General features: G+C 64.3%; 25 protein-coding genes. 15 read left to right on the forward strand and 10 right to left on the reverse strand.

Going from position 1 to position 24,910, the window contains the following annotated elements; all coding sequences use genetic code 11:
• Positions 1-66: 66 nt before the first annotated feature.
• The 3 genes from betC to FFS60_RS12355 all read left to right on the forward strand — a co-directional run bounded on the left by betC (position 67) and on the right by FFS60_RS12355 (position 4,199).
• Positions 67-1,572 carry a choline-sulfatase gene (betC, locus tag FFS60_RS12345; RefSeq protein ID WP_137822127.1) on the forward strand — a complete coding sequence of 502 codons (1,506 nt, stop codon included), beginning with the start codon at positions 67-69 and terminating at the stop codon, positions 1,570-1,572.
• A 24-nt stretch (positions 1,573-1,596) separates the two neighbouring features.
• Positions 1,597-2,523 carry a choline ABC transporter substrate-binding protein gene (choX, locus tag FFS60_RS12350; RefSeq protein ID WP_137822128.1) on the forward strand — a complete coding sequence of 309 codons (927 nt, stop codon included), beginning with the start codon at positions 1,597-1,599 and terminating at the stop codon, positions 2,521-2,523.
• Positions 2,524-2,594: 71 nt separating this feature from the next.
• Positions 2,595-4,199, forward strand: coding sequence for a SulP family inorganic anion transporter (locus tag FFS60_RS12355; protein ID WP_137822129.1), 1,605 nt, complete (start codon positions 2,595-2,597; stop codon positions 4,197-4,199).
• A 121-nt stretch (positions 4,200-4,320) separates the two neighbouring features.
• On the opposite strand, the gene aroE is transcribed toward FFS60_RS12355, so the two are convergent.
• Together aroE and hemF are read right to left on the reverse strand one after the other, a co-directional pair.
• A complete protein-coding gene (gene aroE / locus FFS60_RS12360; protein WP_137822130.1) occupies positions 4,321-5,145 on the reverse strand; it encodes a shikimate dehydrogenase in 825 nt (274 codons plus the stop codon).
• Positions 5,145-6,065: an oxygen-dependent coproporphyrinogen oxidase gene (gene hemF, locus FFS60_RS12365; RefSeq protein ID WP_028627037.1), complete on the reverse strand. Its 921-nt coding sequence runs from the start codon at positions 6,063-6,065 to the stop codon at positions 5,145-5,147. The genes aroE and hemF overlap by 1 nt, the downstream gene beginning before the upstream one ends.
• A gap of 135 nt (positions 6,066-6,200) precedes the next feature.
• Between hemF and FFS60_RS12370 the strand changes: the two genes are divergently transcribed.
• Positions 6,201-7,178, forward strand: coding sequence for an NADPH:quinone reductase (locus FFS60_RS12370; RefSeq protein WP_137822131.1), 978 nt, complete (start codon positions 6,201-6,203; stop codon positions 7,176-7,178).
• On the opposite strand, the gene FFS60_RS12375 is transcribed toward FFS60_RS12370, so the two are convergent.
• From FFS60_RS12375 to FFS60_RS12385, 3 genes are all read right to left on the reverse strand, one after another.
• On the reverse strand, positions 7,168-7,722 hold the full coding sequence (locus FFS60_RS12375; protein WP_137822132.1) for an L-threonylcarbamoyladenylate synthase: 555 nt from the start codon (positions 7,720-7,722) through the stop codon (positions 7,168-7,170). The genes FFS60_RS12370 and FFS60_RS12375 overlap by 11 nt on opposite strands.
• 42 nt (positions 7,723-7,764) lie before the next feature.
• Entirely contained in the window at positions 7,765-8,859 is a 1,095-nt protein-coding gene (gene dprA / locus FFS60_RS12380) for a DNA-processing protein DprA (protein ID WP_028627034.1), read from the reverse strand.
• An 84-nt stretch (positions 8,860-8,943) separates the two neighbouring features.
• Positions 8,944-9,969 carry a LysM peptidoglycan-binding domain-containing protein gene (locus tag FFS60_RS12385; RefSeq protein ID WP_028627033.1) on the reverse strand — a complete coding sequence of 342 codons (1,026 nt, stop codon included), beginning with the start codon at positions 9,967-9,969 and terminating at the stop codon, positions 8,944-8,946.
• A gap of 141 nt (positions 9,970-10,110) precedes the next feature.
• Between FFS60_RS12385 and def the strand changes: the two genes are divergently transcribed.
• The 6 genes from def (at position 10,111) to FFS60_RS12415 (ending at position 15,578) form a co-directional block, all read left to right on the forward strand.
• The gene (def, locus tag FFS60_RS12390) at positions 10,111-10,617 is read left to right on the forward strand and encodes a peptide deformylase (protein WP_028627032.1); all 507 of its coding nucleotides are present in this window, start codon (positions 10,111-10,113) and stop codon (positions 10,615-10,617) included.
• Positions 10,618-10,671: 54 nt separating this feature from the next.
• Positions 10,672-11,616 (forward strand): methionyl-tRNA formyltransferase, encoded by a 945-nt coding sequence (gene fmt / locus FFS60_RS12395; RefSeq protein WP_137822133.1) that lies wholly within the window; start codon positions 10,672-10,674, stop codon positions 11,614-11,616.
• A complete protein-coding gene (rsmB, locus tag FFS60_RS12400) occupies positions 11,613-12,926 on the forward strand; it encodes a 16S rRNA (cytosine(967)-C(5))-methyltransferase RsmB (protein ID WP_137822134.1) in 1,314 nt (437 codons plus the stop codon). Before fmt ends, rsmB begins: the two co-directional genes overlap by 4 nt.
• Positions 12,927-12,937: 11 nt before the next feature.
• The gene (gene trkA / locus FFS60_RS12405) at positions 12,938-14,311 is read left to right on the forward strand and encodes a Trk system potassium transporter TrkA (protein ID WP_028627029.1); all 1,374 of its coding nucleotides are present in this window, start codon (positions 12,938-12,940) and stop codon (positions 14,309-14,311) included.
• 11 nt (positions 14,312-14,322) lie between these two features.
• Positions 14,323-14,646: a tetratricopeptide repeat protein gene (locus FFS60_RS12410; protein ID WP_137822135.1), complete on the forward strand. Its 324-nt coding sequence runs from the start codon at positions 14,323-14,325 to the stop codon at positions 14,644-14,646.
• A gap of 185 nt (positions 14,647-14,831) precedes the next feature.
• The gene (locus FFS60_RS12415; RefSeq protein ID WP_137822136.1) at positions 14,832-15,578 is read left to right on the forward strand and encodes an SDR family NAD(P)-dependent oxidoreductase; all 747 of its coding nucleotides are present in this window, start codon (positions 14,832-14,834) and stop codon (positions 15,576-15,578) included.
• 42 nt (positions 15,579-15,620) lie between these two features.
• Here the strand turns inward: FFS60_RS12415 and FFS60_RS12420 are convergent, their stop codons facing one another.
• Positions 15,621-16,328 carry a cysteine hydrolase gene (locus FFS60_RS12420; protein ID WP_028627026.1) on the reverse strand — a complete coding sequence of 236 codons (708 nt, stop codon included), beginning with the start codon at positions 16,326-16,328 and terminating at the stop codon, positions 15,621-15,623.
• Between the two features lie 149 nt (positions 16,329-16,477).
• On the opposite strand from FFS60_RS12420, the gene FFS60_RS12425 reads away from it, so the two are divergent.
• Positions 16,478-17,344: an AraC family transcriptional regulator gene (locus FFS60_RS12425; protein ID WP_137822137.1), complete on the forward strand. Its 867-nt coding sequence runs from the start codon at positions 16,478-16,480 to the stop codon at positions 17,342-17,344.
• On the opposite strand, the gene FFS60_RS12430 is transcribed toward FFS60_RS12425, so the two are convergent.
• The 3 genes from FFS60_RS12430 to FFS60_RS12440 all read right to left on the reverse strand — a co-directional run bounded on the left by FFS60_RS12430 (position 17,341) and on the right by FFS60_RS12440 (position 19,222).
• On the reverse strand, positions 17,341-17,607 hold the full coding sequence (locus FFS60_RS12430; protein WP_137822138.1) for a PilZ domain-containing protein: 267 nt from the start codon (positions 17,605-17,607) through the stop codon (positions 17,341-17,343). The two genes, FFS60_RS12425 and FFS60_RS12430, sit on opposite strands and share 4 nt — an antisense overlap.
• 127 nt (positions 17,608-17,734) lie before the next feature.
• A complete protein-coding gene (locus tag FFS60_RS12435; RefSeq protein WP_028627023.1) occupies positions 17,735-18,622 on the reverse strand; it encodes a lysophospholipid acyltransferase in 888 nt (295 codons plus the stop codon).
• Between the two features lie 48 nt (positions 18,623-18,670).
• Positions 18,671-19,222 carry a DNA-3-methyladenine glycosylase I gene (locus tag FFS60_RS12440; protein ID WP_028627022.1) on the reverse strand — a complete coding sequence of 184 codons (552 nt, stop codon included), beginning with the start codon at positions 19,220-19,222 and terminating at the stop codon, positions 18,671-18,673.
• 82 nt (positions 19,223-19,304) lie between these two features.
• On the opposite strand from FFS60_RS12440, the gene glyQ reads away from it, so the two are divergent.
• The 4 genes from glyQ (at position 19,305) to FFS60_RS12460 (ending at position 23,675) form a co-directional block, all read left to right on the forward strand.
• Complete coding sequence (gene glyQ, locus FFS60_RS12445; protein ID WP_028627021.1) at positions 19,305-20,252, forward strand: glycine--tRNA ligase subunit alpha; 948 nt, start codon at positions 19,305-19,307, stop codon at positions 20,250-20,252.
• Positions 20,249-22,294: a glycine--tRNA ligase subunit beta gene (glyS, locus tag FFS60_RS12450; protein WP_137822139.1), complete on the forward strand. Its 2,046-nt coding sequence runs from the start codon at positions 20,249-20,251 to the stop codon at positions 22,292-22,294. The genes glyQ and glyS overlap by 4 nt, the downstream gene beginning before the upstream one ends.
• 65 nt (positions 22,295-22,359) lie before the next feature.
• Positions 22,360-22,896, forward strand: coding sequence for a D-glycero-beta-D-manno-heptose 1,7-bisphosphate 7-phosphatase (gmhB, locus tag FFS60_RS12455; protein WP_171016519.1), 537 nt, complete (start codon positions 22,360-22,362; stop codon positions 22,894-22,896).
• A gap of 14 nt (positions 22,897-22,910) precedes the next feature.
• A complete protein-coding gene (locus FFS60_RS12460; RefSeq protein WP_028627018.1) occupies positions 22,911-23,675 on the forward strand; it encodes a 1-acyl-sn-glycerol-3-phosphate acyltransferase in 765 nt (254 codons plus the stop codon).
• A gap of 133 nt (positions 23,676-23,808) precedes the next feature.
• Here the strand turns inward: FFS60_RS12460 and FFS60_RS12465 are convergent, their stop codons facing one another.
• A complete protein-coding gene (locus tag FFS60_RS12465; RefSeq protein ID WP_137822140.1) occupies positions 23,809-24,003 on the reverse strand; it encodes a hypothetical protein in 195 nt (64 codons plus the stop codon).
• Between the last annotated feature and the right edge of the window lie 907 nt (positions 24,004-24,910).

Below are 24,910 nucleotides of genomic sequence, written 5' to 3' on the forward strand. Positions count from 1 at the left end.
TGGATCGCTGACGCAATCATCGTCTCCAGCACTTTCGCATAATTCGACGGTATGGATAAGCGAGCGATGAAACGTCCCAACATCCTCTTCATCATGGCCGACCAGATGGCAGCGCCGATGCTGCCCTTCTACGCCCCTTCCCCCATCAAGATGCCGAACCTGTCGCGCCTCGCCGCGGAAGGCGTGGTGTTCGACTCGGCCTACTGCAACAGTCCGCTGTGTGCGCCCTCGCGCTTTACCCTGGTAAGCGGTCAGCTGCCGTCGAAGATTGGCGCCTACGACAACGCGGCCGACTTCCCGGCCGACGTGCCCACTTACGCCCACTACCTGCGCCGACTGGGTTATCACACGGCACTGTCGGGCAAGATGCATTTCTGTGGCCCGGACCAGTTGCACGGCTACGAGGAGCGCCTGACCAGCGACATCTACCCCGCCGACTACGGCTGGGCCGTGAACTGGGACGAACCGGACGTTCGCCCGAGCTGGTACCACAACATGTCCTCCGTGCTGCAAGCTGGCCCCTGCGTGCGCACCAACCAGCTGGATTTCGACGACGAGGTGGTGTTCAAGGCGCGCCAGTACCTCTACGACCATGTTCGCGAGCGTGCCGGGCAGCCCTTCTGCCTGACCGTCTCGCTGACCCATCCCCACGACCCTTACACCATCCCGGCCGAGTATTGGGACCGCTACGACGACGCTGACATCCCGTTGCCGCGCGTGCAGTTCGCCGATGCCGAGCAGGACCCGCACAGCCAGCGCCTGCTCAAGGTCATCGACCTCTGGGGCAAGCCGCTGCCGGAGGCGAAGATCCGTGATGCACGCCGTGCCTACTTCGGTGCCTGCAGCTATGTGGACGACCAGATCGGCGCATTGCTGAAGACCCTGAGCGAGTGCCAGCTTGCCGAGGACACCATCGTCGTCTTCTCCGGCGACCACGGCGACATGCTTGGCGAGCGCGGCCTCTGGTACAAGATGCACTGGTTCGAGATGGCGGCCCGCGTGCCGCTGCTGGTCCACGCCCCTGGCCGCTTCCAGGCGCAACGGGTGAGAGAATCCGTCTCCACGGTCGACCTGCTGCCCACCCTGGTAGAGCTGGCCGGCGGTGAACTCGACAACAGCCTGCCGCTGGATGGCCGCTCGCTGCTGTCCCACCTCCAGGGCCGGGGCGGGCACGACGAAGTGCTGGGCGAGTACATGGCCGAAGGCACCACGAGCCCGCTGATGATGATCCGCCGCGGCCAGTACAAGTTCATCTTTTCCGAAGAAGACCCCTGCCTGCTCTTCGACCTCGCCAACGACCCGCAGGAGCTGGAGAATCTGGCCACCTCAGCGGATCACCAGACGCTGCTGACGGCCTTCCTCGACGAGGCGTGGGCACGCTGGGACCTGGCAGCTATCGCCGAGGCGACCATTGCCAGCCAGCGCCGCCGCCGCTTCGTCGCCGAAGCACTGACCCATGGCAAGCTGAAGAGCTGGGACCACCAGCCCTTCGTCGACGCCAGCCAGCAGTACATGCGCAACCACATCGACCTGGATGACCTGGAACGCCGCGCGCGTTTCCCCCAACCCTGACCCACTCTTGCGAGGAACGAAGGCATGAAGACGATCAATGCGGTGCTTGCCGGCGGCGTGCTGCTGGCTGGTCTGGCGTTCAACGTCCAGGCGGAGGACGCCAGTTGCGCCACGGTGAAGTTGGGCGATCCGGGCTGGAGCGATATCGCCGTGACCAATGGCGTGGCGCGCTTCCTCCTCGACGGCCTGGGCTATCGCACCGAAACCTCGACCTTAGCGGTGCCGATCATCTTCGCGGGTCTGCACAAGGGGCAGATCGACGCCTTCCTCGGCAACTGGATGCCAGCCCAGCAGAGCAACTACGACAAATTCGTCGCCGCCGGCAGCGTCGACAAAGTGGCGCAGAACCTCTCCGGCACCGAGTACACCCTGGCCGTTCCGCGTTATGCCTTTGATGCGGGCGTGAAAACCTTTGCCGACCTGGACAAGTTCGCCGACAAGTTCGACCGCAAGCTCTACGGCATCGCTTCTGGCTCACCCGCCAACGAATCGATCCGGCAGATGATCGCCAAGGATGAGTTCGGTCTGGGCGACTGGAAGCTGGTGGAGTCCAGCGAGCAGGCGATGCTGGTGCAGGTAGGCCGGGCGGTAAAGCGTGAGCAGTTCGTGGTGTTCCTCGGCTGGACACCACACCCGATGAACGTGCAGTACGACATGGCCTACCTCAAGGGCGGTGAGAAGTACTTCGGCGAGAGCGGCAGTGTGAACACCCTGGCGCGCAAGGGCTTCGCCGCCCAGTGCCCGAACGTGGGCAAGCTTCTGGCCAATTTGCAGTTCACCCAGGAGATGGAGAACGCCATCATGGACCAGGTGCTCAACAGCAACGCCGACAACGACGCGGCCATCAAGACCTGGCTCAAGGCCAACCCGGCGGTGATTGACGGCTGGTTGCAGGGCGTCACCACCCGCGATGGTGGTGATGGGTTGGCAGCGGTGAAGGCAAAGCTCTGAACGACGAACTGACCCTGTAGGGGAAAATTCATTCGCCAAGGGCGGCGCGGTTGCCACCCCGTTGATCCCGAATGGCAGGCCTTCGGCAATTCGCCCCTACAAGAGCCTCACCCGACGTGAAATTCGCCGACCTCTTTCCCTTCCTGCACTGGCTACCCGCAACGCGTCCCCGCAGCCTCGGTCGCGACGCACTGGTGGGCCTGACCGGCGCCATCCTCGCCCTGCCGCAGTCCATCGCCTACGCGCTGATCGCCGGGCTGCCGGCGGAGTACGGGCTCTATGCTGCGGTGGTGCCGGTGATCATCGCCTGCCTCTGGGGGTCGTCGCGGCACTTGATCTGCGGACCGACCGCAGCCATTTCGGTCGTGCTCTTCGCCAGCGTCAGCCCGCTGGCCCTGCCGGGCAGCCAGGACTACATCGGGCTGGTGCTGTTGCTGACGTTTCTCGCCGGCGCCTTCCAATGGCTGCTGGGCATTCTGCGTTTCGGCTCCCTGGCCAACTTCGTCTCCCAATCGGTGGTACTCGGCTTCACCCTGGGTGCGGCATTGGTGATCGCCCTCGGCCAGGTACCCAACCTGCTCGGCCTGGCCAATCTGGAGGGGCGCGCCACGGCCTGGCAGAGCGCTCTGGAGTTGGCCAGACATGTGCGCGAAGTGCACTGGCCATCGCTGGCAGTGGCGGCCTTCACCCTCGGTCTTTCCGTCCTGGTGCGCAGCCTGTGGCCGCGCCTGCCGGCGCTGCTGATCGGCATTATCGGCGGCAGCCTCCTGGTGCTGGCGCTGCCCACCACCTTCGCTGGCGTCGAACGGGTGCACCCCTTCAGCGGTAGCCTGCCGCCGCTTGCCTCGATTCGTATCGACGCCGAGGACGTGCTGCACCTGCTGCCATCGGCCGTGGCGTGCGGCCTGCTCGGTCTGGTCACCAGCCTGTCCATCGCCCGCGCCCTCGCCAGTCAATCGCGACAGGTGCTGGATGCCAACCAGGAAAGCCGTGGCCAGGGCCTGTCCAACCTGATCGGTGCCTGGTTCTCCGGCTACCTCTCGGCAGGCTCTTTCACACGTTCCGCGCTGAATCTCCAGGCCGGCGCCCAATCGCCGCTGGCCGGCGTGTTTTCGGCGCTCTGGGTGGCACTGTTCGCCTTGCTGGGTGCTCGGCTGATCGCCCACATCCCACTGCCGGCGATGGCGGCGAGCATCCTGCTGATTTGCTGGGGGCTGCTGGACAGGCGCAGTGTTCGCCAGCTCTGGCGGGTCAGCCGGGCAGAGTTCGCGGTAATGGCGCTGACCTGCATCGCGACGCTGCTGCTGGAGTTGCAGACGGCCATCTACGCCGGGGTGCTGGCCTCGTTGTTCTTCTACCTGAAACGCACTTCGCAGCCACGGGTGCTGCAGGCGAAGGAGGGGGATGCCGAAGTACTGCGCATCGAAGGGTCGATCTTCTTCGGCGCCTGTCCGTACCTGCAAAAGCTGATTCAGCGCAGCCGCGCCGGGCGCCTGGTGCTGGACGCCCACCATGTGAACTTCATCGACTACGCCGGCGTGAGCATGCTCCACGACGAAGCGCGGCGCCTGGGCGGGGAAGGGCGCAGCCTGGTGCTGCGCCGGGCCAGGCCACAAGTGGAGCGAGAGCTGCGCAAGCTGGAAGGCGAGAGCAGCGGCCTGCTGATCGAGAGTTGACCTGTAGGCTGGGTGGAGCCTGCGATACCCATCAAACTCTGCGCAGCAGCATGGGTATCGCTCCGCTCGCGGAACGCCGCCCGACCCATCCAAAAGCTCAGCCTAACCCTCGCTCCTGCAGTCAGCCTTGCGCCAGCTGCCGACGCAGTTCGGCCAGCACCGGGCCGCTGTCGGGCAGTACGCCGCGCCAGAGCAGGAAGGCTTCGGCCGCCTGCTCCACCAGCATGCCCAGGCCATCCAGGGTACGCGCGGCACCATGCTCGGCGGCCCAACGGTTGAAGGCGGTCATTTCCTTGCCGTACATCATGTCGTAGCAGACGGTGTGACCTGGCTTGATCAGGCTGGGCGAGATGGGCGGCAGATCACCGGCAAGGCTTGCCGAGGTGCCGTTGATGATCAGGTCCACCGGCTCTTCCAGCCAGTCGAAACCACTGGCGGAAACAGGGCCCAGTTCAGCGAACAACTGAGCCAGGGCTTCGGCCTTTTCCACGGTGCGGTTGGCAATCACCAGAGCCGCCGGCTTTTCCGCGAGGATCGGCTCGATCACCCCGCGCGCGGCGCCACCGGCGCCCAACAGCAGGATGCGTTTACCGCTGAGACTCAGACCGGCGTTGCGGGTGAGGTCGCGCACCAGCCCGGCGCCGTCGGTGTTGTCACCGAGCAGGCTGTCGTCATCGAGCTTTTTCAGGGTGTTCACCGCACCGGCACGTTGGGCGCGGGCGCTGAGGCTACCGGCCAGTTGATAGGCCTGTTCCTTGAACGGCACGGTGACGTTGCCGCCCTTGCCGGTTTCGAAGAACTGGCGGGCACAACCGGTGAAGTCGTCCAGCGGCGCCAGTACGGCTTCGTACGTAAGCTGCTGGCCAGTCTGCTCCGCGAACAGGCGGTGGATCAGCGGCGACTTGCTGTGGCCGATGGGGTTGCCGAAGACGCAGTAGCTATCCATCAGAGACCTGCCTCCTTCAGCCAGTCGCGGTCCTTGAGGAAATACTCGGTCAGGCGCGCCTCTTCGCTGCCCGCTTCCGGCTTCCAGTCATAACCCCAGCGCACCTGCGGCGGCAGGGACATGAGGATGGACTCGGTACGGCCGCCGGACTGCAGGCCGAAAAGGGTGCCGCGGTCGAACACCAGGTTGAACTCCACATAGCGGCCACGACGGAACGCCTGGAACTCGCGCTGCTGCTCGGTGTAGGGCGTGTCCTTGCGCTTCCTCAGGATCGGCAGGTAGGCCTCCAGGTAGGCATCGCCGATGGCGCGCATGAAGGCGAAACTGGTGTCGAAGTCCCACTGGTTCAGGTCGTCGAAGAACAGGCCGCCAATGCCGCGCGGTTCGTTGCGATGCTTGAGATGGAAGTAGCGGTCGCACCATTCCTTGTAGCGCGGGTAGACGTCGGCACCAAAGGGCGCGCAGGCGTCGCGGGCGACCTTGTGCCAGAACACGCAGTCTTCCTCGACGGCGTAATAGGGGGTCAGGTCGAAGCCGCCGCCGAACCACCAGACGGGTTCTTCGCCTTCCTTCTCGGCGCAGAAGAAGCGCACGTTGGCGTGGGAGGTGGGCACATGGGGGTTTTCCGGGTGGATCACCAGGGACACACCGAGGGCCTGGAAGCCGCGACCGGCCAGTTCCGGGCGGTGGGCACTGGCCGACGGCGGCAGGTTGGCGCCGAACACATGGGAGAAGTTCACGCCGCCCTTCTCGATCAGTCCGCCGTTCTCGATCACCCGGGTGCGGCCGCCGCCACCAGCGGGACGAGTCCAGGCATCTTCGTAAAAGTCGGTCTTGCCGTCTTCGGCCGCGAGTGCGGCGCAGATGCGGTCTTGCAGATCGAGCAGGTAGGCCTTCACGGCCTCGATACGGTCAGTCACGTGGTCAACCCTGGCAGCGGTTAGGTGGCGGAAAAATGAGCAGGCAAGCATACCACCGCCCAAGGGCCCGGGCAGCTTGACGGAAATCAAGGGGAGGCGTTGGATGAGAGCTTTTCCGACCAGGAGGTTGCAAGCATGACCAGACGCATCCAGTTCTCCGCCTATGGCGGTCCGGAGGTCCTCGAGTACGCGGAGTACCAGCCGGAGGAACCGGGGCCGCAGGAAGTGCGGGTGCGCAATCGCGCCATCGGCCTCAACTTCATCGACACCTATTACCGCAGCGGCCTCTATCCGGCACCGAATTTCCCCACCAGCCTGGGCACAGAAGGCGCGGGCGAAGTGGAAGCGGTCGGCAGCGCGGTCACCCAGTTCAAGGTGGGCGACCGCGTCGCCTACGCCACCGGTCCGCTAGGCGCTTACAGCGAGCTGCATGTGCTGCCTGCGGACAAGCTGGTGCGTCTGCCGGACAGCATCAGCTTCGAGCAGGCCGCCGCCGTGATGCTCAAGGGCCTGACCGTGCAGTACCTGCTGCGCCAGACCTACGAACTCAAAGGCGGAGAAACCATTCTCTTCCATGCCGCCGCCGGTGGGGTCGGCCTCATCGCCTGCCAGTGGGCGCGCGCGCTGGGCGTGAAGCTGATCGGTACCGTCAGCTCCGCGGAGAAAGCCGCGCAAGCCAAGGCCAACGGCGCTTGGGCGACCATCGACTACAGCCATGAAAACGTCGTTCAGCGCGTGCAGGAACTCACCCACGGCGCCAAGTGCCCGGTGGTCTACGACTCGGTGGGCAAGGACACCTGGGAAACGTCGCTGGACTGCGTGGCCCCACGCGGCCTGATGGTGAGCTTCGGCAACGCCTCGGGGCCGGTCACCGGGGTCAATCTGGGCATCCTCGCGCAGAAAGGCTCGCTCTTCGTCACCCGGCCGACGCTGTTCGGCTACGCCAGCACGCCGGAGCGCCTGCAGGCGATGGCGGATGAGTTGTTCGGGCTGATCGCCGATGGCCGCATCAAGGTGGAGGTGAACCAGCGCTTCGCCCTGGCCGACGCGGCCAAGGCACACACGACCCTGGCCAACCGCCAGACCACCGGATCGACTGTGCTTATCCCCTGAGCACGCGGCCGCTGACCAGGTCGCGGATCACGCTGGGATTGCGACGCCCGCCAAGGGCGCCGCCCAGCACCGCGTCCAGCTCGTCGCCGAAATACTGCTGCACGCGCAGGCGCGAGTAGGCGGCGGGGCGGCCAGACGGGTTGGCGGAAGTGGATACCAGCGGCCCGGTGTGGGCGCAGAGGTCGCGTACCAAGGGGTGGTCGCTGACGCGCAGGGCGACGCTGTCGTGCTGGCCGGTAATCCATTCGGGCAGCAGGTCCTGGTGCGGCACCAGCCAGGTGTTCGGGCCGGGCCAGCTGCTGGCGAGCCGGTCGATCCAGGCGTCCGGCAGGCCTTCGAGAAGGAAGTCGAACTGGCGGATGTTGTCCGCCACCAGGATCAGCCCCTTCTCCACGGGACGCTCCTTGAGCGCCAGCAGCCGATACACCGCGTCTTCGTTCCAGGGATCGCAACCCAGCCCCCAGACCGCCTCGGTCGGATAGGCGATCACACCACCTTCACGCACGACCCGCGCCACTTGCTGCACACGCCAATTGCTGACCATCAACCGCTCCCCGTAATACTGGATCGGCAAAGTGTACAGGGCTCAACCTTGGCGATGCACCCAGCAGCCGGCCTCACGGGCGACGCGGCCCAGCAGCTCCAGATCGGTGAGTTCGGCGAGCAGGCGCGGCAGCTCCCAGCCACTGGCCGCGGCCAGCCCTTCGCTGCTGTAGGGCGCAGCACGCAGCAGTTCGAGTAGCGGATGGTCGCCCTGCGTCGGGGCATCGGACTGGGGCTCCGAAGGCATGACCTGCCAGCCGCGCAGCGCCTCAAGGATGTCCTCCACCTTTTCCACCAGGGTCGCGCCTTCGCGGATCAATTGGTGACAGCCGCGCGCGCCGGGATGGTGGATGGAGCCGGGAATGGCGTAGACCTCACGGCCCTGTTCAGCGGCCAGGCGTGCGGTGATCAGCGAGCCGCTGGAGGGGCTGGCCTCGACGACCAACACGCCGAGGGATAGTCCGCTGATAATGCGATTGCGCCGGGGGAAGTTGGCCGGTTGCGGCGGGCAGTCCAACGGCAGTTCGGATACCAGCGCACCGCCTTCATCGACGATGCGCGCCGCCAGGCTGCGGTGGCGGTTGGGGTAGATGCGCTCTAGGCCAGTCCCGAGCACCGCCACCGTTGCGCCTCCGACCTCCAGCGTCCCCTGGTGGGCCGCGCCATCGATGCCCAGGGCCAGTCCGCTGGTGATGACGAATCCTCCGCCCGCCAGGCTGCGGGCAAAGGCACGGGCAGTATCCAGGCCGGCAGCCGAGGCGCGGCGGCTGCCAACCAGCGCCAGCTGCGGACGCTCCAGTAGCGTGGCGTCGCCGGCGACATAGAGCAGTGGCGGCGCGTTGCTCAGTTCAGCGAGCAGGGCGGGGTAGGCGGGGTCATCCCAACACAGCACCTGGTGGCCGGGCTGCTCCAGCCAGGCCAAGGCGCGCGCCGCGGCATCACGGATTTCCGGGCTGCGCCGCGGGTCGGCGGAGGCTCCCGGCAGGCCCAGGGAACGCCACGCGGCAGCCGGCGCGCTGAGGGCAGCGGACGCGGAGCCGAAGGCTTCCAGCAGGCGACGGAAACGGGCAGGGCCGAGTTCGGGGAGGTGGTGCAGACGCAGTCGAGCTTCCAGCTCGGCAGGGGAGATTGATGGCACGTCGATCGGTCCTTGATCGCGCCGCGATTGCGGCAGGACCGCCATCAATACAACAAGCCCCCGCAGGGCGGGGGCTTGGAGGTGTTACGGGTTGTGTACCTTGTCCAGCACCGCCAACTGGCGGGTGGCAGCGAGGACCAGGCCGTAGCTGAGCTTGTCGTAGGTGCGGAACACCATCAGCAGGCCAGCGCGCTCGTCGGGGATCTTGATGAATTCGTCGGTGACGCGGTCACGTACGGTTTCGCCGGTTTTGTAGACCGCCAGCACGTTGCCTTCCACCAGGCCGTCGCGCTTGCCCTTGTTGATGGTCACCACATCGAACTGGCCGATCTGGGTCACACCACGCGGTACGTCGAGGATCACGCCGTTGATGTCACGCTCCGGCGCGCTGGGCATGAACGTGGAGTTGATCGCGCGTTCCTCGGTTGGGAACAGGCGGTCGCCCAGGCGCACTTCCTGGGTGGAACGGGACAGTAGCAGGGTGCCGATATCGCCTTCGTCGGCCACCATCTCGCCGCCGCCGATGTCGTCGGCGTTAACACCGAGGAACTCCTTGGATTCCGGGTCCACGTAGGTCTTGCCCTGGCGGAAGATGCCGTAGACCGGCTGTTCCTGGGAGAAGTTGCCACGGGCATAGACACGATCACCGGCGCCGCTGACCACGCGCTCGGCATTGCCGGCGACGATGTAGGGAGCGGTTTCGAATTCCTTGGGATCGTCGATGATGCGGTTGGTCAGCAGGAAAGCGTTGATGGCTTCCAGCGGGATCGTCGGAATGGCTTCCGCCATCGGCGTGCTGCGCACCTGGGGCGAGAGCTTGATCGTGCCGCGGGAAGCGCCGCGGTTCAGCATCAGGCGCGGCTGGCCGTCGACATAGACCAGGCTCAGCATGTCGCCGGGATAGATCAGGTGCGGGTTTTCGATCTGCGGGTTGGCGTGCCAGATTTCCGGCCACTTCCACGGCTGGCGCAGGAACTTGCCAGAAATATCCCAGAGCGTGTCGCCCTTGACGACGGTATAGCGCTCCGGATGCCCTTCCTTGAGTTCCACCGCAGCCTGGGTCAGGCCACTGGCGGCCAGGAGCAGCAGGGCGAGTAGTGATTTCCTCATGCGGTGAATCCCTTTATTATGTTCATTCACATGCAACGCCCTGAGAGCCGCCCCAACCGGGCTCTTCAGCCGTTTTTCGATGCTGCTCACCATCTTAGCAGCGGATTTTTAACTTATTCCACAAGTGCATCACAAACGCATATGGCGATTCTGAACATTCTCGAGTTCCCCGATCCGCGGTTGCGCACCATTGCCAAACCGGTTGAGGTGGTCGACGACTCCATCCGCCAGCTGATCGACGACATGTTCGAAACCATGTACGACGCTCCGGGTATCGGCCTGGCCGCCACCCAGGTGAACGTTCACAAGCGCGTGGTGGTGATGGACCTGTCCGAAGACAAGTCCGAGCCGCGGGTCTTCATCAACCCCGAGTTCGAAACCCTGACCGACCAGATGGACCAGTATCAGGAAGGCTGCCTTTCGGTACCGGGCTTCTATGAAAACGTCGATCGTCCGCAGAAGGTGAAGATCAAGGCCCTGGACCGCGACGGCCAGCCCTATGAGCTGATCGCCGAGGGCTTGCTGGCCGTGTGCATCCAGCACGAATGCGACCACCTCAACGGCAAGCTCTTCGTCGACTACCTGTCGTCCCTCAAGCGCGACCGCATCAAGAAGAAGCTGGAAAAGCAACATCGCCAGCAGGCTTGATTCCCTCGATCCCAAAGGCTTGCTCCGGCAAGCCTTTTTCTTTAGCGAGTACCCATGACTGAGCCCTTGCGCCTCGTCTTCGCCGGCACCCCGGAATTCGCCGCGGAGCACCTCAAAGCCCTGCTCGACTCCCGCCACCAGGTCATCGCCGTCTACACCCAGCCGGACCGCCCGGCCGGTCGTGGGCAGAAGCTGATGCCGAGCCCGGTGAAACAGCTGGCCGTGGAACATGGCATCCCGGTGCTGCAGCCGCCGACCCTGCGCGACCCGACCGCCCAGGCCGAGCTCAAGGGCCTCGATGCAGACCTGATGGTGGTGGTTGCCTATGGCCTGATCCTGCCTCAGGTGGTGCTCGATACCCCGCGCCTGGGCTGCATCAACAGCCACGCCTCGCTGCTGCCACGCTGGCGCGGCGCCGCCCCGATCCAGCGCGCGGTGCAGGCGGGCGATGTGGAGAGCGGTGTCACCGTGATGCAGATGGAAGCCGGCCTCGACACCGGTCCGATGCTGCTCAAGGTCACCACACCGATCAGTGCAGAAGACACCGGCGGCAGCCTCCATGACCGCCTCGCCCAACTCGGCCCGAAGGCCGTGCTGGAAGCCATCGAAGGGCTTGCCGCCGGCACCTTGCAGGGTGAAGTCCAGGCCGATGCGCTAGCCAATTACGCCCACAAGTTGAACAAGGACGAGGCGCGCCTCGACTGGGGTCGCCCGGCAGTTGAGCTGGAACGCCTGGTGCGCGCCTTCAACCCTTGGCCCATCTGCCACAGCACGCTCGATGGCGAACCCTTGAAGGTGATAGCCGCTGTGCTCGGTGAGGGCAAGGGCCAGCCCGGCCAGATACTCGCCGCCAGCAAGGACGGCCTGACCGTCGCCTGTGGCGAAGGTGCCCTGCGCCTGACCCGCCTGCAATTGCCCGGCGGCAAGCCACTGAACTTCGCCGACCTTTACAACAGCCGCCGCGAGCAGTTCGCCCTGGGCAAGGTACTGGGCGCATGAACCCCCGTCTCGCCGCTGCCCGCGCACTGACCGCGGTACTCTCCGGCAAAGCCTCCCTGGGCGGCAGCCTACCGCCCCAGTTGGACAAGGTGGAGCCCCGCGACCGCGCACTGGCCCAGGACCTCGCCTTCGGCGCCGCCCGCTGGCAACCACGCCTTGCCGCCCTGGCCGAACGCCTCTTGCAAAAGCCTTTCAAGGCCGCTGACAAAGATGTGGAAGCCCTGCTGCTGGTGGGCCTCTACCAGCTCTTCTACACCCGCATTCCCGCCCACGCAGCCATCGGTGAAACCGTCGGCTGCGCGGACAAGCTGAAGAAGCCTTGGGCCAAGGGATTGATCAACGCCGTGCTGCGCAACGCCCAGCGCGAGGGCGAGACGATCTTCGCCGAGCTGGAACGCGACCCGGCAGCGCGCACCGCCCACCCACGCTGGCTGCAGAAAGCACTCAAGGCCGCCTGGCCGGAGCACTGGGAAGCGGTCTGCGCAGCGAACAACGCCCACCCACCGCTTATCCTTCGCGTCAATCGCCGCCATGGCAGCCGCGACGCCTACCTGGCTGAACTGGCCGCCGCCGGCATCGCCGCCGAGCCCTGCACGTTCAGCCGCGACGGCATCCGCCTGGCCGAAGCCTGCGATGTGAAGACCCTACCGGGCTTCGCTGAAGGCCGCGTCAGTGTGCAGGACGAAGCCGCGCAACTGGCCGCCGACCTGCTGGAACTGGCCCCCGGCCAACGCGTGCTGGATGCCTGCTGTGCACCGGGCGGCAAGACTTGCCACCTGCTGGAAGCCGAGCCCGGCCTGGCCGAAGTGCTGGGCGTGGACCTGGAGGAAAGCCGCCTGGTGCGCGTGCGCGAAAACCTCGCACGCCTCGGCCTGGATGCCCGCCTGATCGCCGCCGACGGCCGCGACACCGCAAGCTGGTGGGACGGCAAACCGTTCCAGCGCATTCTTCTCGACGCGCCCTGTTCGGCCACCGGCGTGATCCGCCGTCACCCGGATATCAAGTTGACACGCAAGGAAGAGGACATCGGCGCGCTGGCCAAGCTCCAGGGCGAGCTGCTAGACGCTCTCTGGCAGACCCTGGAGGTGGGCGGCGTGCTGCTCTACGCCACCTGCTCCATGCTGCCCCCGGAAAACAGCGACAATATCGCCGCCTTCCTTGCTCGCACCCCGGGGGCCCGCGAACTGGACATCCCCGGTCCGTTCGGATTGAAACAACCCCATGGCCGCCAATTGCTGGCACAAGAAGACAGCCATGACGGTTTCTACTATGCCAAGCTGGTCAAGATCGCCGCTTCGCCCCGCGGCTAAGGGAGTCTGCAGTGAAGATCATCATTCTCGGCGCCGGCCAGGTTGGCGGCACCCTCGCCGAACACCTGTCGGGGGAAGCCAACGACATCACCGTGGTCGACACCGACGGTGACCGCCTGCGCGATCTCGGCGATCGCCTGGACATCCGCACCGTCCAGGGCAAGGGGTCCTTCCCCACCGTGCTGCGCCAGGCCGGTGCCGACGACGCCGACATGCTGGTGGCAGTGACCAACAGCGACGAGGTGAACATGGTTGCCTGCCAGGTGGCCTACACCCTCTTCCACACGCCCACCAAGATCGCCCGGGTGCGTGAAGCGGCCTACCTGACCCGTACCGGCCTGTTCGACAACGAAGCCATCCCGGTGGACGTGTTGATCAGCCCCGAACAGGTGGTCACCAACTACATCAAGCGCCTGATCGAGTATCCCGGCGCGCTGCAGGTGATCGACTTCGCCGAGGGCAAGGCCCAGCTGGTGGGGGTCAAGGCGTACTACGGCGGCCCGCTGGTGGGGCAGGAGTTGCGACAGATCCGCGAGCACATGCCCAACGTGGATACGCGCGTGGCCGCCATCTTCCGCCGCAACCGGCCGATCCTGCCCAAGGGCGACACCGTGATCGAGGCCGACGACGAAGTCTTCTTCATTGCCGCCAAGGCGCATATCCGTGCCGTGATGAGCGAACTGCGCCGCCTGGAAGACAGTTACAAGCGCGTGGTGATCGCGGGCGGCGGGCACATCGGCGAACGCCTGGCCGAGGCCATCGAAAGCCGTTACCAGGTGAAAATCATCGAGATGAGTCCGGCACGCTGCCGTCATCTCTCGGAAGTCCTCGACAGCACCATCGTGCTGCAAGGCAGCGCCTCCGACCGCGACCTGCTGGTGGAAGAGAACATCAACGATGCGGATATCTTCCTGGCGCTGACCAACGACGACGAGGCCAACATCATGTCCTCGCTGCTGGCCAAGCGCCTGGGTGCGCGGAAGGTGATGACCATCATCAACAACCCGGCGTACGTGGACCTGGTGCAGGGCGGCGATATCGACATCGCCATCAGCCCGCAGCTGGCCACCATCGGCACCCTGCTGACCCACGTGCGCCGTGGCGATATCGTCAGCGTGCACTCCCTGCGCCGCGGCGCGGCCGAGGCCATCGAAGCCATCGCCCATGGCGACGCCAAGTCGAGCAAGGTAGTGGGCAAGATGATCGAGGACATCGCCCTGCCGCCAGGTACCACCATTGGCGCCATCATCCGCGACGAGGAAGTGCTGATCGCCCACGACGATACGGTGATCGAGTCGGGCGACCACGTGATCCTCTTCCTGGTGGACAAGAAGTACATCCGCGACGCCGAGCGCCTGTTCCAGGTTGGCCTGACCTTCTTCTAAGGGGACACAGCATGCTCGAAGGACTGGAAAAGATGCTGGCCAAGGGCGTGGACAACGCCCTGTTGCGCTTCGGCCTGGGCAAGGGCTACCTCGACCAGGGCGATGCCGCCATGGCTGCCCAGCACCTGCGTCGCTGTGTGGAGCAAGACCCGAAGTACTCCGCCGCCTGGAAGCTGCTGGGCAAAGCCCTGGAGACGCAGGGCGACATCCCCGCTGCACGTGAAGCCTGGACCCAGGGCCTGGATGCCGCCCGCGCCCACGGCGACAAGCAGGCGGAAAAGGAGATGACCGTATTCCTCAAGCGCCTGGACAAGCGCGGGGACGCTTCGGCCTGATCAACAGGCCGTGAGTCATTAAGACTCCACAAAATGTCCTAATGACTACGAAAGGTCGCAGTCATTATGACACAGTTAATTCCAAGTAATTGATTTTATTGGCCAGATCGAATGGCTCGATTCTTGTTTTCCAGCCCGGGTCGCGGCGAAGCCGCGTTCTTTCCTCTGGAACAGGAATCCCCGTCATGTCACAACAACCCTTCGAAGATCGCCTTGCCGTGGTCACCGGAGCCAGCTCGGGCATCGGTTTGTCCGTCACCGAGAAACTGCTGGCGCAAGGTGCGCGCGTCCTGGCCATGAGCCGAACCCTGGGGGAGCTGGGCAGCCTCCTGACGCGCTACGACCAAACCCTGACCTGGCAACCTGGCGATGTCACCCGCGCTGCCGATCTGGCCGCTTTGGCGGAAGTGGCCGAGAGTCTGGGCCAGGTCGACTGCCTGGTGCCCAATGCGGGTATCGCACGCCTGGCCGACGGTCTGGACACCGCAGCCTTCGCGGCGCAGTGGGCCGTGAATGGCGCCGGTGCCCTCGATACGCTCGCCGCCCTACGCGAGCGGTTAGCGCCATCAGCCTCGGTGGTGTTCATCGGCACCTTCTTGTCGCATGTGACCTTCCCCGGTCTCGCCGCCTATATCGCCTCGAAGGCCGCACTGAAAGCCCAGGTCCGCACGCTGGCTGTGGAAATGGCCGAGCGCCAAGTGCGGCTGAACCTGGTGTCGCCGGGCCCCACCGATACGCCGATCTGGTCGACCTTGGGCTTGGGCAGCGACGATCTGGCGGCAGTGGCCGGCACCGTGAACCAACGCCTGCTGGGGGGTCGCTTCCTCGATCCCGCGGCCGTGGCCGATGTCATCCTCTTCCTGCTCTCGCCCGCTGCGCGCGGTCTGTACGGCCAGGACCTGGTGGTGGACAGCGGCTATACGCTGCGCTGAAAGGCCCTTCACCCCGCCGCCCGGAGGCGGCGGGGCTCCGGATTATTGGCCGCGCAGGTAGCCAAGGGTCTGCTCGGTGGTCCACAGCGCATTGGCGATGAAACGGAAGTTGATCAACGCGGCCAGGTAGCCGTCGCCTTCCGGGGTCGTCGGGCCCGCCGTGGCGTCACGCACCACCGCGACTTCAAACCCGGTTTCCAGCAACTCTCGCAGGTGGGATTCGACACAGAGGTTGGCGGCCATACCGGCCAGGATCACCTGCGACACGCCGTGCTTGCGCAGTTGCAGCGCCAGGTCATTGGTTTCCGGGCCATAGACTTTGTGCGGCGAGGTGATGATGGTCTTTCCGTCGAGGATGTAGGGCTTGTACTCGGGCAGGAAGTCCGCGCCGGAGTTCTCGAAGCCCTCCAGGTTCAACGGACCCTTGCGGTCGAACATGCCGATGTTGTGCATGACTTTCTCCAGCGGTCCGCCGAACTGCCACTGGTGGTCGCTGGGGTAGTAGTAGTGCGGCGATACGGCAACCGTGATGCCGGCCGTCTTGGCGGCGGCGAAGAGCTGGCCGATGTGCTTGACCGTATCGTGCTCGGTGATGCTCTTGCCGAACACACTCCAGCTCACCCCTTCAGGACTGAGGAAGTCGATCTGCGGGTCGATGACCACCAGCGCGGCGCGGGACAGGTCGAGCTTCATGCCCGGGTCGGGCAGCGCGGGTTCGAGGGGATCGGCGTAGGGGGATGTCTGGCTCATGAGGGTGAACTCCTGTGGGCTGTGGATAAATCGCGCAAGGCCATGGCAGCCGGTCTTCTGGATGGCTACCATCGGCTTGAGTTCATCCTATGGCCGTGCCCCCGACGGCTTTTCCCAGGACGTACAGGATCTTTGCCAGGTTGTCCCCGATGGATGTCCTTTCCGAGTTCTTCGAACGCACCAATCTCCAGGGCCGACTGTTCTTCGCCGGCCGCGTGGACGGCGCCCTGATGCTCGACAAGCCGCCCGGGATGGCATTCATCCATCTGGTGGAGCGTGGCGGCCTCGACTTGATCCAGCCGGGCATGCCGAAAGTGTCGATCAGCCAGCCAAGTGTGCTGTTCTGCCCGAGTAGCTGCCGTTACCAGTTGCGTTCCAGCTCCACGGAAGGAGCCGAGCTGATCTGCGCTTCCTTCCAGTTCGGCAAGGGCACGGCGCAGCCTCTTCCCCTCGGGCTGGAAGAAACCCTGGTGTTCCCGCTCGACGCCCTGGGCCACGCGTTGCCGGTAATCCGTGCCCTGGTGGAGGAGTTCCAGGACCAGGCGCCAGGTCGCGCCAAGGCGCTGAACCTGCTGTTCGAGTATCTCTTCGTGCTGCTGGTGCGGCGGGCAGTCCAGGACGGCAGGATCGCCGGTGGTCTGTTCTACGCGTTGCAGGACCCTCGCCTGGGTGCCGTATTGAGCCGGCTGCATGGCGAGCCCGAAGCGGACTGGAGCGTGGAACGGATGGCGGGGCTGGCGGCGATGTCACGCTCGAAGTTCTCCGCCTGGTTCAGCCGGGTGCTGGGCGTCTCGCCCATGGGCTATCTAAGCGGCTGGCGCATGAAAGTCGCCCAGGACCTACTGCGAGACGGCGTGCCGATCAAGGTGGTAGCAGACGCTGTGGGCTACAGCTCGCAAGCGTCCTTTTCCAGAACCTTCGCCAGCCTGGTGGGATGCCCGCCGGCGGAATGGCTGCGCCAGGACGCGCGCGAGGCACCAACAGTAAAGGCGCGCCTCACCGCTGCGGACGACTAGTCGCTGTCGAGGAAACAGAACCCGGCGCCCTCCGTGTCCACGCGCATCACTTCCATCTGCAGGATCGGCGCCTCGATCGGCAGATCCTGCACCTGGCCGCAAACAATGCTGCCGACGGACAGGGCGGCCAGATCGGGATGGCGGACATAGACGCCGCCATCGGACAGGTCGCGGGTCTGGGCAATCAGGTCGCCGAAGCTCGGGTGGCTGATCTTGATCCTGCATTTCATCGGAGTTCGGGGAAATTGACGCTGGTTCGCCATGGGATCGCATCATCCTGAGCCGTTTTTGCTGCCGTCGTTAATACGGCGAATTGCGCCCGGATTCAACCCTTCTGCGGGCGAGCGATGATCCGACCCATGAAAAAGGCGCCTTCCGGCGCCTTCTTCGTCAGTACCACTTCGTCTCGCCCTCGGGACGTTTCTTGAAGCGCTTCATGCTCCACATGTACTGGGTCGGGTAGGCCCGCACGTACCTCTCAACGACCTGACTCATGGCGGCGACGCCTTCCTCGACATTCTCGCTGTACATCCCTTCGGGGGCGGCTTCGAGGATCACCTTGAAACCCGAACCATCGGGCAGGCGCAAGGCATGGAGGAACACGCCACGCGCCTTGCCACCGGCGAGCATGCCGGGGACGAACTTGCTGGTCAGCGCCTGGGTACCGAGGAAGGGCACGAAGACGCCCGCCGACAGACTCGGCTCCGGGTCCGCGGGAATGCCCACGGCACCGCCCTTGCGCACTTCCTTGATGACGCTGAGGATGCCTTCCTTGGTCGACGGTGCCACGCGATTCCCCAACTGCACACGCTGCTTCTGCAGCAGCTCGTCCACCGCCTTCAGCTTCGGCGGGCGGTAGAAAATGATGGGTTTGCACTGGGCGCAGTAGAAGTGGTTGAGCACTTCCCAGTTACCCAGATGGCTGGTGATGCCGACTACACCCTTGCCGCTGGCCAGCGCCTCGTGCAGCACATCCAGGCCTTCCACTTCGCGCACCAGGCCGATGGACTTTTCCGCGGGCCAGATCCAGGCGCAGGCGCTTTCGGTGAAGGTCTTGCCGATGTCCTTCAGGCTCTGGCCAACCCGCTGATCCAGCTCGGCCGGCGACCACTCGGGGAAGCACTTGGACAGGTTGATCCGCACCACGTCGCGGGAACGGTTCGGCAGCTTCCACATCAGCCAGCCAATGGTCGCGCCAACCGCTTGCACGGCGCGCCAAGGCAACATCGCGAAGAGGCGCAGGAAGCCGACAATCAGCGCACCTTTCAACTTATCCACAGGCAACTCCAGGACGTTCGAAAGCGCGCATTCTACCCTCGCACCGGATCACAGGGTCAGCTCGCGATAACGGTCGCAGTCGGTGGTGTGATCCATGACCATGCCGGCGGCCTGCATGAAGGCGTAGCAGATGGTCGGGCCGACGAAGGTGAAGCCGGCCTTCTTCAGCGCGCGGCTCATGGCTTCGGCCTCAGGGGTGACCGCAGGGACCTGGCCGCGCTCGCTGAAGTGGTTGACCTTCGGTTTGCCGCCGACGAACGACCAGAGCAGCGTCACCGGGTCTTCCTGGCGCAGCCAGGCCTGGGCGTTCTGCCGCGCGGCCTTGAGCTTGAGGAAGTTGCGGATGATGCCCGGGTCCTGCATCAGCTTCTCGATCTCCTCATCGCTCATCACCGCCAGGCGTCGGGGGTCGAAACCGAACATGACCTCGCGGTAGCGCTCGCGTTTCTTCAGCACGGTGATCCAGGACAGGCCAGCCTGGAAGCCCTCCAGCAGAAGCAGTTCGAAGAGCGCCGCCGGGTCCTTCAGCGGTACGCCCCATTCGGTGTCGTGGTAGGCGATGTAGAGGGGGTCGTCATTGCACCAGAAGCAGCGTGGCATAAGGCTTTCCATGCGGTTGCGGCGAGGTCGGATCGGGTATACTCCGGCATTTTCCGTCGAAGACCCAGCACAGGTGAATTTCGTGAGCCAGACTACGCCCGCCGTGCGCACCTTCCAAGACCTGATCCTCGCCCTGCAGCAGTACTGGGCCGAGCAGGGCTGCGTGGTGCTCCAGCCCTACGACATGGAAGTGGGCGCCGGTACTTTCCACACCGCCACCTTCCTCCGCGCCATCGGTCCGGAGACCTGGAACGCCGCCTATGTGCAGCCGTCCCGCCGCCCGACCGACGGCCGCTACGGCGAAAACCCCAACCGCCTGCAGCACTACTACCAGTTCCAGGTGGTCTTGAAGCCCAACCCGGAGAACTTCCAGGAGCTGTACCTCGGCTCGCTGAAAGCCATCGGCATCGACCCGCTGGTGCATGACATCCGCTTCGTCGAGGACAACTGGGAATCGCCGACCCTTGGCGCCTGGGGCCTGGGCTGGGAAATCTGGCTGAACGGCATGGAAGTGACCCAATTCACCTACTTCCAGCAGGTCGGTGGCATCGAGTGCTACCCGGTCACCGGCGAGATCACCTACGGCCTGGAGCGCCTGGCCATGTACATCCAGGGCGTCGATTCGGTGTACGACCTGGTCTGGGCCGACGGCCCGTTCGGCAAGGTCACCTACGGCGATGTGTTCCACCAGAACGAGGTGGAACAGTCGACCTACAACTTCGAGCACGCCAACGTCGAGAAGCTGTTCGAACTCTTCGACTTCTACGAAAGCGAGGCCAACCGCCTGATCGAGCTGCAGCTGCCGCTGCCGACCTACGAGATGGTCCTCAAGGCTTCCCACACCTTCAACCTGCTGGACGCCCGCCGTGCGATCTCGGTGACCGAGCGCCAGCGCTACATCCTGCGCGTGCGCACCCTGGCCCGCGCCGTGGCGCAAAGCTACCTGCAGGCGCGCGCACGCCTCGGCTTCCCCATGGCCACTCCCGAACTGCGTGACGAAGTACTGGCCAAGCTGGAGGCTCAAGAATGAGTGCACAAGATTTCCTGGTAGAGCTGGGCACCGAAGAGCTGCCTCCCAAGGCCCTGAAATCCCTGGGTGATGCCTTCCTCGGCGGTATCGAGCAAGGCCTCAAAGCCGCCGGCCTCGGCTATGCCAAGGCCCAGGTATTCGCCGCCCCGCGCCGCCTGGCGGTAGTGGTCGAGCAACTGGCGACCCAGCAGCCCGATCGCAGTGTCAATCTCGACGGCCCGCCGGTCCAGGCCGCCTTCGATGCCGAAGGCAAGCCGACCCAGGCTGCCCTGGGCTTCGCCCGCAAATGTGGCGTCGACCTGGAGCAGATCGACAAGAGCGGCCCGAAGCTGAAGTTCAGCCAGACCATCCCCGGCCAGCCCGCCTCAGGCCTGCTGCCCGGCATCGTCGAAACCTCCCTCGCCGCCTTGCCGATTCCCAAGCGCATGCGCTGGGCCGCGCGCCGCGAAGAGTTCGTCCGCCCGACCCAATGGCTGGTCATGCTGTTCGGCGAAGAAGTTGTCGACTGCGTGATCCTCGCGCAGAAGGCCGGCCGTGAATCCCGTGGCCATCGTTTCCACAACCCGGACAATATCCGCATCAGCAAGCCTTCCACCTATCTGGAAGACCTGCGCAGCGCCCACGTGCTGGCCGACTTCGCCGAGCGCCGCGAGATCATCGCCAAGCGCGTTGCCGAGCTGGCCGCCGAGCAGAAGGGCACCGCAGTGGTTCCCGCTGACCTGCTGGACGAGGTGACTGCCCTGGTCGAGTGGCCAGTGCCGCTGGTGTGCTCCTTCGAGGAACGCTTCCTCGAAGTGCCGCAGGAAGCCCTGATCACCACCATGCAGGACAACCAGAAGTATTTCTGCCTGCTGGACGCCAACGGCAAGCTGCTGCCGCGCTTCATCACCGTGGCCAACGTGGACAGCAAGGACCCGGCACAGATCATCTCCGGCAACGAAAAGGTGGTGCGCCCGCGCCTCACCGACGCCGAGTTCTTCTTCAAGCAGGACAAGAAGCAGAAGCTGGAAAGCTTCAATGAGCGCCTGAAAAACGTCGTGTTCCAGGCCCAGCTCGGCACCGTGTTCGAGAAGGCCGAGCGCGTATCCCGCCTGGCAGGCTTCGTGGCGGAGCAGATCGGCGCCGACCCGGCCCGCGCTGCCCGCGCCGGTATCCTCGCCAAGTGCGACCTGGCCACTGAAATGGTCGGCGAGTTCCCGGAGATGCAGGGCATCGCCGGCTACTACTACGCGATCAACGATGGCGAGCCGGAAGATGTCGCCCAGGCGCTGAACGAGCAATACATGCCCCGTGGCGCTGGCGCCGAGTTACCGCAAACCCTCACCGGTGCCGCGGTAGCCGTGGCCGACAAACTGGACACCCTGGTCGGCATCTTCGGCATCGGCATGCTGCCCACCGGCAGCAAGGACCCCTTCGCTCTGCGTCGTCAGGCCCTGGGGGTGCTGCGCATCCTGATCGAGAAGCAGCTCAACCTCGACCTCGCCGCCGCCGTCGCCTTCGCTGTCGACCTCTATGGCGCCAAGGTGAAGTCCGAAGGGCTGGCCGACCAGGTGCTGGAGTTCGTCTTCGACCGCCTGCGGGCCCGTTATGAAGACGAAGGCGTGGACGTGGCCGTGTACCTCTCCGTACGCGCCCTGCAGCCGACCTCGGCGCTGGACTTCGACCAGCGCGTGCAGGCCGTACAAGCCTTCCGCAAGCTGCCTGAAGCTGCCGCCCTGGCCGCCGCCAATAAGCGTGTCTCCAACCTGTTGAGCAAGGCTGAAGGTAGCGTGCCGGGCAGCGTGGACAATGCGCTGCTGCAGGAAGCCGCCGAGCAGGCCCTGGCCAAGGCCGTGGCCGACGCCGAGGTGGCCCTGGCGAACGCCGGCAGCTACCGCGAGGCGCTGGAGCGCCTGGCCAGCCTGCGTGAGCCGGTGGACAGTTTCTTCGAGGCCGTACTGGTCAACGCCGAAGACGCCGCTGTACGCAGCAACCGCTACGCACTGCTGGCCAAGCTGCGCGGCCTGTTCCTGGGCGTAGCGGACATCTCGGTACTGGGCTGATATAAGCCCGCGGAACGGATACCCGAAGCCTGGTGCTTCGGGTATCCGGCTCTGCGCTTCAGGCAATGTTCATGAAACTACTGATTCTCGACCGCGACGGCGTTATCAATGAAGACTCCGACGCTTACATAAAATCCCTCGATGAATGGATCCCCATTCCGAGCGCGATCGCGGCCATCGCCCGTCTGAGCAAGGCTGGCTGGACCGTTGCCGTGGCCACCAACCAGTCGGGCATTGCCCGCGGTTACTACGATCTCGCGACCCTGGACTCCATGCATGCCCGCTTGCGCGAACTGGTGGCGGAGCAGGGCGGTGAACTCGGCGTTATTCAGTTCTGCCCCCACGGCCCTGACGAAGGTTGCAATTGCCGCAAACCGCGCCCCGGAATGCTTGAGCGCATCGCCGAACACTATGGCGTGGACCTTGCTGGCACCTGGTTCGTTGGCGACAGCAGTGGTGACCTGGAAGCCGCGCGGGCCGTCGATTGTCAGCCCGTTCTGGTGAAGACCGGCAAGGGCGAACGCACCCTGGCCAAGCCGTTGCCAGCGGGAACCCTGGTATTCGACGATCTGGCGGCAGTCGCCACACATCTACTTCAGTAAGGTCAACAGCTCCCATGACGACAGTGCAGGCCATCAGAACCTTCCTCTTTTACCTGCTGCTGTCGTTGAGCGCCTTCATCTGGGGCACGCTCAGTCTCTTCTTCGCACCGTTCATGCCCTTCCGGGCACGCTACCGTTTCATTGTCTGGCGCTGGTGCCGTTTCGCCGTCTGGCTCGCCAAAGTGATGGTCGGCATTCGCTACGAGGTGAAGGGACTTGAGAATGTGCCTGATCGGCCCTGCGTGATCCTCGCCAAGCATCAGAGCACCTGGGAGACGTTCTTCCTCTCGGGTGCCTTCGAGCCCCTCAGCCAGGTGGTCAAGCGCGAGCTACTGCGCGTGCCCTTCTTCGGCTGGGCCATGGCACTGATGAAGCCCATCGCGATTGATCGAAGTAATCCAAAGGCTGCCCTCAAGCAACTGGCGGCGCAGGGCGACGAGCGCTTGAAGCAGGGTGCCTGGGTGCTGATTTTCCCCGAAGGCACTCGAGTTCCGGTCGGGCAGATGGGCAAGTTCTCCCGCGGCGGCTCAGCGCTGGCAGTCAATGCCGGACTACCCGTCCTACCGGTAGCGCACAACGCCGGGCATTTCTGGCCCAAGGAAGGCTGGGCCAAGCGCCCCGGGACCATCCAGGTCGTCATTGGCCCCGCGATGCAGGCAGAGGGAGAGGGCCCGCGTGCGATCGCCGAGCTGAACGAGCGAGCCTTCGCCTGGGTGGAAGCCACTCAGCGCGAACTCGAGGGCCCGCAATCCGCAGCGACTCTGGATCAACCGGCCTGATCTGTGGATAAGCTGTTAACAAAATTTTGGCTAATCGCCGAAATCACTGCGCAAACCCCTGATCTAAAAGGGTTTACCTTTTACGCTAAGGCTTAGCGAGAAAGTGCATAACGATTTCTGCCAGCCCCCAGCGTTACCCCTTCAGATACTTCGAATCCAGGGCGTTGAAACAACGGATGATCCGTTCGCGAGCGACGCCCGGGAAGTTCTTCTCAGTCAGCACCACCAGCACAGCAGGCTTGACCCGGCCTGAACGCAGCTGCCGTGTCATGTAAGCGCTGATCTCTTCATCGGAGATGCCCGAAGCATCCCCCTTGCTCTCATCCATCCCGCTGCTCCTGTATGGCCTTCTGGGCCTCTGCAAGCGCCTCCAGACTACGCTTCCCAATCAGTCACCGACACACCCAACGGCCACGGGAACGCGCAACCGCGTCTCAACCGGATCGATATGGGGATCAGAAAAGGAATGGAGTTTTCGCAAACCAGAAAGCACTGAGGGGAGCCGAAGCTCCCCTCAAATGTTTTTTCTTTTTTGTTGTTGTTCTTATCGCGTATTCGTTGTTGTTTTTTGCTACTGGCTACTAGCGAGCCAGAATTGGCTGGTCCCAACATGGACCGAGGGCAAACGGATTTTTTTGGACGCTGATCATGCCATCGTCATTAACTGAACCAACCAGAGCGCCGCTACCTCGAGGTAGTTTTATTGTTCTGTTGCTCTAGCCACCGGGTATGGAACGACACACCCTGTCCAAAAAAATCGGTTTGCTTCTTCTCTGGGCTGTTGTTGTTGTTCTGTCAGAGTCGAAAACATTCTTTTTGCAGCTTGTTATTGTTGTTGTACCGTCTATAGAGCATGAGTCGTGCCATGTTTTTGTAAACCCTTATAAATCAACATCTTACAAAAATAATGTCCTCGAGAGCGCTCTGTCCAGGCCCTGAAATGTTCCGATACGACCCGCCCAAATGCTCCAAAGCCGGACCCTGGGTAACACTCCTCACACTGGATTGCCACCGTAGTGTTACCCCCTGTTTCACGCGTGTAACCCATTGCCCTGAAAAGGAAAACTCCTCAGGTTCAAGCTGACGCCAGCAACGATCTGATCCACCCCAGCTGGCGTTCATTGTCGGCGCTGATTGAAAATTGACCCACCCTGCCGATTGAAAAATGACCCAGGGCGGCTTGCCGATTTTCACCTCGGCAATTGTGGATAAGCCTAGCAGTCGACAAACCTGCA

Origin of the sequence: Pseudomonas sp. D(2018), from assembly GCF_005502555.1 — a bacterium.
GTDB classification, from domain to species: domain Bacteria; phylum Pseudomonadota; class Gammaproteobacteria; order Pseudomonadales; family Pseudomonadaceae; genus Metapseudomonas; species Metapseudomonas resinovorans.